At 43.3% G+C, this 10,468-nt stretch carries 12 protein-coding genes and 1 pseudogene; 6 read left to right on the top strand and 7 right to left on the bottom strand.

Annotated elements, in window-relative coordinates; all coding sequences use genetic code 11:
• The first annotated feature begins 327 nt into the window (after nt 1-327).
• Entirely contained in the window at nt 328-744 is a 417-nt protein-coding gene (gene msrB, locus ACE1AQ_RS20500; protein WP_008199763.1) for a peptide-methionine (R)-S-oxide reductase MsrB, read from the top strand.
• Nucleotides 745-796: 52 nt separating this feature from the next.
• Here the strand turns inward: msrB and ACE1AQ_RS20495 are convergent, their stop codons facing one another.
• The 4 genes from ACE1AQ_RS20495 to ruvA all read right to left on the bottom strand — a co-directional run bounded on the left by ACE1AQ_RS20495 (nt 797) and on the right by ruvA (nt 3,246).
• On the bottom strand, nt 797-1,000 hold the full coding sequence (locus ACE1AQ_RS20495; RefSeq protein WP_002739162.1) for a phycobilisome linker polypeptide: 204 nt from the start codon (nt 998-1,000) through the stop codon (nt 797-799).
• 189 nt (nt 1,001-1,189) lie between these two features.
• Nucleotides 1,190-1,675: an allophycocyanin subunit beta gene (apcB, locus tag ACE1AQ_RS20490; protein WP_002738786.1), complete on the bottom strand. Its 486-nt coding sequence runs from the start codon at nt 1,673-1,675 to the stop codon at nt 1,190-1,192.
• 79 nt (nt 1,676-1,754) lie between these two features.
• Nucleotides 1,755-2,240, bottom strand: a complete 486-nt coding sequence (locus tag ACE1AQ_RS20485) for an allophycocyanin subunit alpha (RefSeq protein ID WP_002739012.1) — start codon at nt 2,238-2,240, stop codon at nt 1,755-1,757.
• Nucleotides 2,241-2,616: 376 nt separating this feature from the next.
• The gene (gene ruvA / locus ACE1AQ_RS20480; protein WP_008199771.1) at nt 2,617-3,246 is read right to left on the bottom strand and encodes a Holliday junction branch migration protein RuvA; all 630 of its coding nucleotides are present in this window, start codon (nt 3,244-3,246) and stop codon (nt 2,617-2,619) included.
• 63 nt (nt 3,247-3,309) lie between these two features.
• Between ruvA and ACE1AQ_RS20475 the strand changes: the two genes are divergently transcribed.
• Nucleotides 3,310-4,539: a site-2 protease family protein gene (locus ACE1AQ_RS20475; protein ID WP_008199773.1), complete on the top strand. Its 1,230-nt coding sequence runs from the start codon at nt 3,310-3,312 to the stop codon at nt 4,537-4,539.
• A 191-nt stretch (nt 4,540-4,730) separates the two neighbouring features.
• Here the strand turns inward: ACE1AQ_RS20475 and ACE1AQ_RS20470 are convergent, their stop codons facing one another.
• Nucleotides 4,731-5,879, bottom strand: a complete 1,149-nt coding sequence (locus ACE1AQ_RS20470; protein WP_110546034.1) for a substrate-binding domain-containing protein — start codon at nt 5,877-5,879, stop codon at nt 4,731-4,733.
• Nucleotides 5,880-6,118: 239 nt separating this feature from the next.
• On the opposite strand from ACE1AQ_RS20470, the gene ACE1AQ_RS20465 reads away from it, so the two are divergent.
• Entirely contained in the window at nt 6,119-6,721 is a 603-nt protein-coding gene (locus ACE1AQ_RS20465; protein ID WP_106909816.1) for a chromophore lyase CpcT/CpeT, read from the top strand.
• Nucleotides 6,722-6,732: 11 nt separating this feature from the next.
• Here ACE1AQ_RS20465 and ACE1AQ_RS20460 read toward each other — a convergent pair whose 3' ends face one another.
• On the bottom strand, nt 6,733-6,906 hold the full coding sequence (locus tag ACE1AQ_RS20460; RefSeq protein ID WP_002739017.1) for a hypothetical protein: 174 nt from the start codon (nt 6,904-6,906) through the stop codon (nt 6,733-6,735).
• 153 nt (nt 6,907-7,059) lie between these two features.
• On the opposite strand from ACE1AQ_RS20460, the gene ACE1AQ_RS20455 reads away from it, so the two are divergent.
• Both ACE1AQ_RS20455 and ACE1AQ_RS20450 read left to right on the top strand, forming a co-directional pair.
• A complete protein-coding gene (locus ACE1AQ_RS20455) occupies nt 7,060-7,428 on the top strand; it encodes a hypothetical protein (RefSeq protein WP_002803572.1) in 369 nt (122 codons plus the stop codon).
• Nucleotides 7,429-7,471: 43 nt separating this feature from the next.
• On the top strand, nt 7,472-9,283 hold the full coding sequence (locus ACE1AQ_RS20450) for a sodium:solute symporter family protein (RefSeq protein ID WP_110546033.1): 1,812 nt from the start codon (nt 7,472-7,474) through the stop codon (nt 9,281-9,283).
• A 421-nt stretch (nt 9,284-9,704) separates the two neighbouring features.
• Here the strand turns inward: ACE1AQ_RS20450 and cynS are convergent, their stop codons facing one another.
• Nucleotides 9,705-10,142, bottom strand: a complete 438-nt coding sequence (gene cynS / locus ACE1AQ_RS20445) for a cyanase (RefSeq protein WP_110546032.1) — start codon at nt 10,140-10,142, stop codon at nt 9,705-9,707.
• Between the two features lie 185 nt (nt 10,143-10,327).
• Here cynS and ACE1AQ_RS20440 point away from each other — a divergent pair.
• Nucleotides 10,328-10,468: pseudogene (locus ACE1AQ_RS20440) on the top strand (photosystem II q(b) protein); the annotation flags it as partial.

Raw genomic sequence — 10,468 nt, 5'->3', positions numbered from 1 at the left:
TGGCAGAACTGCTCCCACAGGGAAGCGCTCTCGCGCTGTTGTAAGGTGGTGGTCATTGGTTTATGATTCCTATTAAGTTATCGAGGTACGATTGATGATGTCTCTATCTTAGAGAGTTTGTATCGGTTTGTAAAGGGGTTTAACGATATTGTTACTTATGCCATTGATAAGCTGAGGTTATGCTAAGTTTATAGGGTTTTCTGACCAAGTTTTCCTTTTGGGGAGTACGTCGTCAGGGGCCGATGTTAAATCAGGTCATACTTCATGTTTATGAAAAAAACCTAGATCTCGAACTCAGGTTAGACTAAAAAGGGAAATTTAATCATAATGGCGGTTGTCCTGACTATGGTAGAAAAAGTTCGTAAAACCGAGGCGGAATGGCAGGCCCAGCTAACTCCCGAACAGTTCCAAGTTACCCGCAAAAAGGGAACAGAACGGGCTTTTACTGGTAAATATCACGATAATAAAGAAAAAGGTATTTACAAATGTGTCTGCTGTGGTACGGAGTTATTTGCTTCTGACAGCAAGTATGATTCGGGTACTGGTTGGCCGAGTTTCTGGACTGCTGCTAACGAAGCTAATATTAAGTACGAACGAGATGTTAGTTTTTTCATGGTGCGGACAGAGATTGTTTGTGCCGCCTGTGATGCTCATCTCGGTCACGTTTTTAATGATGGTCCACCCCCGACGGGAAAACGCTATTGTCTCAACTCTGCCGCTTTGCAGTTTGAAAAAAATCCCTAAAGCAAAAAGAGGTCTGGAAAGACCTCTTTTTTTAAGTTCTAGTGGCAGCCAATTACAGTAAACCTGTATTAGTCCCCGGTTTGCCAGTAGCTAACTGCACTTTGACAATTTTGCCGCCCATTTTCATGATGCGTTGTTGCTCACGAAACCAATTATCGTAGGGAACGAGTTTGGTAAAATAGGTATTTTGTAATTCCCGTTGTGTCCGAATGCGGCTTTGGCTAGGAACACAAGCGGTGATTTTGAACATCCGCATGGATTGATTTCTCCTAATCGCTGAAAAACTTGTCGCTCAAACTAACGAAGGCTTTTTCTAAAATAACAAAGGTCGGGAGTCAAGGATCAATACTAGCTCGTCAAAACCTATCTTGGACAGATTCAGCCTTTAAAGACCTAGCACTCATCCTCGGCTTCCCGAACCCTATTTCGTCCGAGTTCGTTACTTCTAGCTTAAGCCAGAGCTAATGTAGTCGAAGTAAATCCCCATTTCTTTACCCGCATCAGCACCAACTAAACTAGCGGTGACTTCTTTCATCGCTTGGATAGCTTGAACGGTGGAGGAGATGGGTACACCTAAAGAGTTGTAGGTTTCTTTCAGGCCGTTGAGAACGCGCTCGTCGAGAATAGAAGGATCTCCAGCTAACATAGCGTAGGTAGCATAACGGAGATAGTAGTCGAGGTCACGGATACAAGCGGCGTAACGGCGGGTGGTGTACATATTACCACCGGGACGGGTTACGTCAGAGTATAACAGGGACTTAGCCACAGCTTCTTTAACGATACCGGCAGCGTTGGCGCTAATGACACTAGCGGCGCGCACGCGCAGTTCACCGGTGGCGAAGTAGCCTTTCAGTTTGCCGAGAGCAGAAGCGTCAAGGTATTTGCCTTGAACGTCAGCAGAGTTGATAACAGAAGTAATTGCGTCTTGCATGGTGGTTCTTCCTTGGGTTTTGCTTAATCTTAAGAGGTTTACGGGGGGTGTGTCTAGAACAATTCACAAAGGAATTATTCTACGACATAGAGCCGATCACGTAATCGAAGTAGGAAGAAGCTTCAGAAGCATCGTCAGAAGACATAAGACCAGTAGCAACTTCTTTCATTTCGCGAACGCTTTGAGCTACGGCACCGATGTCGGTTCCTAAAGATTTGTACATTTCACGCACACCGACCAAACCGATTTCTTCAATCGGGGTGACATCACCAGCAACTACTCCGTAGGTGATTAAACGTAGGTAGTAGTCCATGTCACGCAGACAGGTAGCGGTCATTTCTTCGCCGTAAGCGTTGCCACCGGGGGAAACGATGTCAGGACGTTTTTGGAATAAGCGATCGCCAGCTTGTTTGACGATGGTTTCGCGAGCGCCGGTCAGGGTTTCAGCGATGCGTAAACGAGCGGCACCACTGCCAACGAAGGCTTTAATTCTGTCTAGTTCGCCGGGGCTGAGGTAACGAGCTTCAGCATCAGCATTCACGATCGATTTCGTGACGATACTCATTGATGGATTCCTCCCAACTAAGTGAGATTAATAAACTTAATCTGACATTTTATAGCAGTTGTGGTCACTACGCTTAAGTTATCTCGTTTCCGCCTCAGCGTCTCAAGACTTCCCTAGCTAGAGCGACCTAACGCAACTATTTTGCGGCATCTGGTTCACCTTCTCACTATTTTCTTAATACTTTTTAACATTTGCCCTCACAAGGGAGTGAGGAAGTGGGGAAGTGGGGTGTGGGGAGACCACTTCGTGCGCGTTGCGGGGGGGGGAATTATGAATTATGAATTATGAATTGGGGAGAAGGGAGCGGGGAGCAGGGAGCAGGGAGAATAAATAAAACAGTCTCCTGTCTCCTATCTCCTGACTCCTATGTACTGGTTTACCCTAGCCAATTAATTGCCCCTTTAATCCAGTCTTCTGGCTGAGTATTTTTACTAAATAAAGCATCTTGACCAAGTACTGCTATGGCTCGATCAATCTCGTCTTGGCTGTATCCTAAAGCTAAAAGGGTCATCTGCACATCTTCGAGGATGTCCGCTGCCGGTAACATTGCCGTGGTTGTCGTCGTCGCTTCTTTTAGCTGTCGCCATGCCGCCAATTTAGTTTTTAACTCTAAAGCGATTCTTTCTGCTGTTTTTAAGCCGACTCCGGGGGTTTTGCTCAAAATTTTGGTATTTCCTGTCACTATCGCCACCACAAGTTCCTCAATCCCCAAGGTATCAATTAAAGCTAGGGCTAATTGCGCCCCAACTCCATTGACGGAAAGCAGTTGACGAAACAGATCTCGCTCTGGGGCGGTGCCAAAACCGTATAATAAGGGCTGGTCCTCGCGAAGGAGTAGGTGAGTGAAAATCTGACAATTATCACTGTTATCCTTGCCCATGTCTAGGGCTAATCGCGAGGGAATTTGGATTTCGTAACCGATCTGGTTTACGTCTAAAATCAAGATCAGTCGGTTATTCGGGGTTTTGATCACCTCGATCGCTTGTCCGCGTAAATAATTAATCATTAATTTAGTTCTCCTACGAAAATAACCGAACCACAGCAATGACGGTTTTTACTCCCTGAAGGAATGCCGGAGAGATTTGCAGTTTTGTTACAATTGTTAACAGAAGTGAATGGCGTAATTGATAACCTAATCTTCTTGGCGTTAGTCCCCAATAATTGGAGAAGATACAAAATGAATGGCAACATTAGAGTCGGGAATCTCTTTGGAATTCCCTTTTATATTAATCCTTCTTGGTTCTTTGTTCTGGGGTTAATTACCTTAACCTATGGGGGAGAATTAAGTCAGTTTCCCCAGTTAACGGGAATCCTGCCCTGGCTCTTAGGATTTTTGGCCGCTATTCTTCTATTTGCCTCCGTGGTTGCCCACGAATTAGGTCATAGTTTTGTTGCTATCGCCCAAGGTATTGAAGTCAAATCAATTACCCTCTTTTTATTCGGTGGTTTGGCAACTCTCGGCAGAGAATCGAAAACTCCTCTAGAAGCTTTTCTAGTAGCAATTGCTGGCCCTTTAGTTAGTTTACTGCTCTTCGGTATCTTCCTAATTATTGGTTCCAATATTAGCTTAAATGCGCCCATGGCGGCGATTCTTTCTCTGCTTGCCTATATCAACCTCGCCCTGGGGTTATTTAACCTGATCCCCGGTTTACCTTTAGATGGTGGTAATATCCTTAAAGCCATCGTTTGGCAAGTAACGGGTAATCCCAATAAAGGGGTTTTATTCGCTAGTCGTTTCGGTCAATTTTTTGGTTGGTTAGCGATTGTCATCGGTGCGCTATCAATTCTCGGAATCAGTCAATTTGGCAGTTTTTGGACGCTATTAATTGGCATTTTCCTCCTACAAAACGCTGGCTTTTCCGCTCAATCAGCTAAGGTTCAAGATTTCCTAAGTCGCTACACCGCTAAAGATGTTATCTCTCCTAATAGTCCTGTAGTTCCGATTAATTTAACCCTGCGCGAGTTTGCTAATAATTATGTTATCGGTAAACAACAATGGTCTAAATTCCTAGTTACCGATAGCGAAGGTAAACTATTGGGGGTGATTAATGTAGAGGCTCTAAAAACGATTCCCACTTCCCAATGGACAGAGGTAAATATCGGCCAGTTATTACAAACTAGCGAAAGTCTTAAACTGGTTTTGTCTCATACTTCCCTCCTAGATGTGGTGAAAATTTTGGAAGGCGAAAATTTATCTCAAGTGACAGTGGTAGAAGAAAACGGCACGGTTTTGGGATTAATTGAGAAAGCTTCTATCCTTACTTTTCTCGCTCAAAAAACCCAAAGTCAAACCGCTTAATCAGTTATCAGTTATCAGTTATCAGTTATCAGTTAGGTAAATGTATTTTTAACCTCAATATTCTCACAGAATTTTTCTAGTATCTCCTGATACCAAATCCAGTTATTAAAGACTGATTATTTATTCCTCCTGTTGCCTTTTGCCTGTTGCCTATCCTCATAAGTAGCCTGTACTCAACGAAGTTAGTATGACTATACTAACTGTCGCATTGCTTGCCACAATTGCTCGTATTCTTGCTCAGTTGCTGGCGATAAAGGGTTTAGAAAATCGCTTTTTTTGATCGCTTCCGGATTGACAAGTAAAGGATTATTTCTAATATCTGGGGAAATTTGGTCGGGATTTTCAGTGAGAATTAGGGGTGATAATCCGGAGGTAAATAAAGAAATTTTAGTGGCGGATTCTGGTTGCCAACAAAAATCAATCCATTGCTGGACAAGAGAATTAGGAGTAGTTAAAACTGGTTTTACCCACACATCTGACCAGAGAGAAGTACCGGATTTGGGGACTACAACTTTAATTTTCTTATAGCGATCGCTCACTGGTAAAATATCATTAGACCAACCCACAGATAGCCAGATATCACCGAGTATCAGGGGTTGTAAATAATATTGAGAACTATAAAATTTTACCTGTTTTTGTAAAGCGAATAGCTCGTCTTTTAGTCCCGTAACTTGTTTTAAATCACCGGAATTATAAGAATAACCCAATTTTTTTAGGGTTAAACCGATGACTTCGCGACGATTATCAATTAGGGCAATTTTACCGGTTAATTCCGGTCGCCATAGATCGGACCAATCCTGTGGCCGCCAGTCAAATTGAGCGAATTTTTCCTCATTATAGGCAATTACTGTCATTCCCCAACGGTAGGGCGCACCCCAGACTTTACCCTCTGTTTGCGGTTGTCCTTGAGCATTGCGAGTCATGTTTTCTTGCCAACGGGGGGGCAGTTTTGACCAATTAGAAAGTTGAGAAGTATCTAGGGGTTGAATTAAACCGTTAGTAATCGCTTTTCCTAGCCAAGCATCCCCTAAAGTAACTAAATTACCGATAGCTGGGTTTTGTTCCCTAAAAGGGATAGGAATCGGAAATTGTGAGGCTGGTTGTTCCTGATTTTTTAACCATTTTTCCAACAATTTTAATAGCTCTTTCAGCTGCCTTTCCGACTGAAAATTGACTTTTTTTTCGGCAATAGTTTTCTGAAAATCTGTTAGTAATCGCGGCGGAATCGAACCGGACAGGAGAACAATGCTCGGCTCGCCGCTTCCAGAAGCGCAGCCATTTAAACCCCCCGCTAAGGCGATTGTACCTAATCCTTGCAAAAAAGAACGTCTGTTTAACATATCGCCCGCCGATTCTCAACTTTAACAGTAATAATTGCCAGTTTCTAGCCTTGAATTATTATAGGACGATTTTTAACGGTAAATTTGACCTCAAGTGCTGGCTGGGAATATTGCTACAATCAAGGAGAAATAAACCAGTTTAAGCGGGTTCCAGTAGACTGAAGGTCATTTTTGTTAAAAAAGTTATTTCTCTGGGTGTTATGATTAATTTTGAGGCAATACGGAGAATTTTTTGACCTATGACCCCTGAATTAATCACTTTCGGTCGGTATCTCGCGGGTGAATTTGAAAATCAACGGCAAGCGCAAGCGGAACCGGTATGGTACGTTCACCTGCGTTTATGGTTGCGTCCGTTGCCTTTATTTCGGGAAGACAGCATCGCGCTTTTTGCCGAACAGGCCAGTATCATCAATTTAGACCAACCCTACCGACCGCGACTGTGGCGATTAACGCGCTCGGAATCGGCAGGGTTAGAGGTTAGGCATTATATGTTTAATGACCTGAAATCCGTGCAAGGTGCGGGCAAAAATCCCGATATTTTGCGAAAAATTAGCTTAGAAGACCTAACTTTCCTGCCTACTTGCACTTTAGCGGTCAAAGTCCATACTCTCGCTGATAATCAATACCAGTTTATCGCCCAATCGCAACCGGAACAGCGCTGTCAATTTACCTATGAGGGGACAACCTATCAGGTGTCTTTGGGTTTCGAGGTGACGAGTCATAGCCTAAAAACCTACGATAAAGGTCTAGATCCCAGCACCGGTAAGGGAATTTGGGGCGCTCTGCTCGGTCCCTATCAATACGAGAAAAAACGGGATTTTTCGGCAGAATTGGAGGTGTGAGGAAGATTGCATCACATTAGGTCAAAATGACGGCAGATGACACCGCAAACAGCCGCTAAAGCGGTAATTCCTAAAGCTGTACCGATGTCTTGTCCTTGATTGACGGCAAAAGAAGTGACGATTCCTGCACCTAAACCGGCTGTGATTGCCGCTCCGAGAAAATCTTTATCTGAGTTTTTATACATAGAGATAAGGCCAAATTTCGACAAAATCGTGCTTTTTACCTTATCATCCTCTTTTGAGCCACTAATCACCCGGAGGCGGAATTGCAATCAAGCTTTAGATTTAGCCACGTTTCTTAACATTAAGTCGGGTCAGATAGATAGGGGGTAAAATCGATGAAATTAGCTAAAATCTCTTTTTATGGCTTTTTAACGCTGATTATCTCCCTTTTGCTAATACTGAGTTTTGTTAATGCCAGCAAAGCACAATCGGATACGGCGGTAAGATCGGAGTTAATTAGTCTCCGCAATCGAGTCGAGCGCCTTGAAAGTCAGGTCCGAGGAATATCCATCCGCGGGGAAAATGCCGCTCCGATTCCCCAACGGCGATCGGGAACGGGTATAGTAAATGGGGAAGTAGTCGGGGAAAGTGACCCACTGTTCCAGCGTTTAGCCACTTTAGTAATTGAACTAAAGGAAGATTTAAAAAAGCTAGAGCAACGGGTGCAAATCTTAGAAAAAGAAACCGTTAGCCAGAAATCGTAGTCAATTGATGCTATAACGATCGAAAGTTAAATTGATATCAACTATGCAGTTAATTGATTATGTAATTGTGCTGCTTTATCTGGCAGCAACCCTAATAATCGGGATTATCGCCGAGAAAAAAGCTTCTCAAGGTCTAGAATCCTACTTTTTAGGTAATCGCAATTTGCCTTGGTGGATGTTAGGGGTGTCGGGAATGGCAGCTAACACCGATTTAGCGGGAACTATGGTCATTTCTGCCCTAATTTACGCCGTCGGACCCAAAGGATTATTTATCGAAATCCGCGGCGGTGTCGTCCTAATTATGGCCTTTCTCATGGCTTTTATGGGCAAATGGAATCGCCGGGCCCAAGTTATGACCATGGCGGAATGGATGCAATTCCGTTTTGGAACTGGAAAACAGGGGAATTTTGCCCGAATTATTAGCGCCGTCGCCACTCTCTTATTCTCTATCGGTGCGATGAGTTATTTCTCGGTTGCGGGGGGGAAATTTTTAGGGCAGTTTCTGGGTATGGATGATCGTCTTGCTTCGGTGATATTAATTCTTTTAACCTTGATTTATACAGTGGCCAGTGGTTTTTATGGTGGGGTAATTACCGATTTATTTCAAGGGTTTCTGATTTTTGTGGCGGTAATTTATGTATCGGCAGTGGCCTTTTTTACCGTTAATCTTCCCGATAGTTTCACGGTAGCAATTCCGGGGGCAGCGGAGCCAAAAACTTGGAATTTAAGCGACTGGGCTAGTATTTTTCCTTCGATGACTTTGGATTTACCCGGAGATTATGCCATCTTTAATTTGTTTGGTGGGGTGATTTTCTTTTATTTAGTTAAAACCATCATCGAAGGTTGCAGCGGCAGCGGTGGTTATATGTTACAACGATACCTAGCCGCCAAAAGCGATCGAGATGCCGGTTTATTATCTTTATTCTGGATTGTTCTGCTTTCTTTCCGTTGGCCTCTAGTCACAGCTTTTGCTGTTTTAGGCATTCACTACGGTTTAACCGAAGGCACGATTACAGATCCAGAAAGAATTCTGGCCACGGTCATTACTCAATACATTCCGGTGGGGATGAAAGGGTTATTAATTGCTGCTTTTTTAGCGGCGGCTATGTCCACTTTTAACGCAGTTATTAACGCTAGTGCTGCCTATTGGGTCAAAGATATCTATCAAGCTTTTTTGAAACCGAATGCGGGAGAACAGGAGTTAGTTTTTCAAGGTCGTTTGGCCTCGGTTTTTGTGGTAGTAATTGGCTTAGTTTTGAGTTTTAATATCCAAAATGTCAATGATATTTGGGGTTGGTTAACCACGGGATTAGGGGTAGGATTAGCAGTTCCTCTCCTATTACGTTGGTATTGGTGGCGCTTTAATGGTTATGGTTTTGCTGTGGGAACTTTAGCGGGAATGATTGCGGCTATTGCCTCACAAGCGATAATTTTACCTTTCTTCCGTCACAGTCAATATCAGGAATATATTCTCTTTCTTGTGCCGAGTTTGTTCGCTTTAGCTGGCTGTATTATCGCTACTTTGTTAACTCCTCCCACCGATAGTTTAGTTATGGAAAATTTCTATAATGTTACCCGACCTTTTGGCTTTTGGGGAGAAGTCCGTCACAGCGTTAAACCTAATCTACAGGCAAAAATTAAAGCGGAAAATCAACGGGATATCATCGCCGCTTTTCTCACCGTTCCTTGGCAATTAGTCCTGTTTATGATGGGGATTGTTTTAATCATCAAGCAGTGGCAAAGTTTGAAGATTTTGGCTTTGGTTTTTCTTTTGCTTTCCATCGGTCTCTATTTTACTTGGTATCGCCACTTATCTAAGGAAATTACTGTCACTAAAGACCGAGATTTAGGTTAATCAGTTCAGGAGACAGGAGGCAGGAGTCGGGAGATAGGGTGATGAGGTGATAGGGATTTAGGGGTTTGGGGAAATTTCAGCCAAATGCTTCACTTCCCCACTTCCCTACTCCCCAATTCATAATTCATAATTCATAATTCCCCAAACCCTCACCGCTCAAGGAATTAGAAGTTTCACAGCATAATTAGGAGAGATACCTTGACTTTTGCGGCGGCTTGGGTTATGATTTTCTTACAATGGGACTTTTGTGTTTAAGTTCAAGTGCTAAGATTTCCATTATTACTAAACTCTTTTAAAAATATTGTCCCAAAATCTGCCAAAAAAAGCAAGCAAAATTTTGCCGTCAATTGTTAAGTTTTGTTAAGAAAAATAGCAAGAGCGGCAAGGAATAGAAATTCCTTACCGTTGACTTTGGCCGGACTCACCACTTCTTATAGGATAAAAACTTACCCGACATAGTAATTTTAACGCGATCGCCTTTAGGGTCTTCCTCCTTATCCACGTCGAGGGTAAAATCGATCGCACTCATAATGCCATCGCCGAATTTTTCATGAATCACCGATTTTAGTGGCATTCCATACACCTGCATGATCTCGTAGAAACGATAAATCAGGGGGTCGGTGGGGACAACAGGACCCAATCCCTTGACAGGATACTCGGTTAAGGATGGGATGATTTCGGTTCCCAGTCCCAAAGCTGCCACAATTTTCGTTGCTTCTTCTAGGGAGGCGCTCGCTTGCCGGTAAAAAACAGCGGCAATCCACACCTCATCTCGTCCTAGAATGGCTTCTAGGTCAGCGAAACTCAGGCCTTTTTCCTTCTTCGCTTCCAATAGTTTTGCGGTAATTTCGGGTATCATTGCTTATTTTTGCAGAATTTGTCTGCTTCTAGTTTACCTGAACATCAATTATATAAGTAAAAGTTATGACATTGATAAAAAAACATTTCTTAAAACCCCTTTACATAACTATAAAAAGCCGATAGTATTAACTCATGTCAAACAACGAACCTTGACAACCTAATACATACAGAAATTATCCAACCATGACCACCACTCTACAACAGCGCGAGAGCGCTTCCCTGTGGGAGCAGTTCTGCCAGTGGATCACCAGCACCAACAACCGTCTTTATGTCGGCTGGTTCGGTGTCATCATGATCCCCACCCTGCTCACCGCCACCACCTGC

The organism is Microcystis sp. BLCC-F209 (assembly GCF_041928595.1).
In the GTDB taxonomy this organism is placed as follows: domain Bacteria; phylum Cyanobacteriota; class Cyanobacteriia; order Cyanobacteriales; family Microcystaceae; genus Microcystis.
The sequence above is the reverse complement of the archived record's forward strand: the minus strand, read 5'-3'. Positions and strand labels throughout refer to the sequence as shown.

Excerpts from the sequence above, each read along its gene's own strand:
- ACE1AQ_RS20465 (WP_106909816.1), top strand. The coding sequence starts at position 6,119 with ATGACCCCTGAATTAATCACTTTCGGTCGGTATCTCGCGGGTGAATTT.
- apcB (WP_002738786.1), bottom strand. The coding sequence starts at position 1,675 with ATGCAAGACGCAATTACTTCTGTTATCAACTCTGCTGACGTTCAAGGC.
- ruvA (WP_008199771.1), bottom strand. The coding sequence starts at position 3,246 with ATGATTAATTATTTACGCGGACAAGCGATCGAGGTGATCAAAACCCCG.
- ACE1AQ_RS20485 (WP_002739012.1), bottom strand. The coding sequence starts at position 2,240 with ATGAGTATCGTCACGAAATCGATCGTGAATGCTGATGCTGAAGCTCGT.
- cynS (WP_110546032.1), bottom strand. The coding sequence starts at position 10,142 with ATGATACCCGAAATTACCGCAAAACTATTGGAAGCGAAGAAGGAAAAA.
- ACE1AQ_RS20455 (WP_002803572.1), top strand. The coding sequence starts at position 7,060 with ATGAAATTAGCTAAAATCTCTTTTTATGGCTTTTTAACGCTGATTATC.
- ACE1AQ_RS20450 (WP_110546033.1), top strand. The coding sequence starts at position 7,472 with ATGCAGTTAATTGATTATGTAATTGTGCTGCTTTATCTGGCAGCAACC.
- ACE1AQ_RS20495 (WP_002739162.1), bottom strand. The coding sequence starts at position 1,000 with ATGCGGATGTTCAAAATCACCGCTTGTGTTCCTAGCCAAAGCCGCATT.
- ACE1AQ_RS20460 (WP_002739017.1), bottom strand. The coding sequence starts at position 6,906 with ATGTATAAAAACTCAGATAAAGATTTTCTCGGAGCGGCAATCACAGCC.
- msrB (WP_008199763.1), top strand. The coding sequence starts at position 328 with ATGGCGGTTGTCCTGACTATGGTAGAAAAAGTTCGTAAAACCGAGGCG.
- ACE1AQ_RS20470 (WP_110546034.1), bottom strand. The coding sequence starts at position 5,879 with ATGTTAAACAGACGTTCTTTTTTGCAAGGATTAGGTACAATCGCCTTA.
- ACE1AQ_RS20475 (WP_008199773.1), top strand. The coding sequence starts at position 3,310 with ATGCCGGAGAGATTTGCAGTTTTGTTACAATTGTTAACAGAAGTGAAT.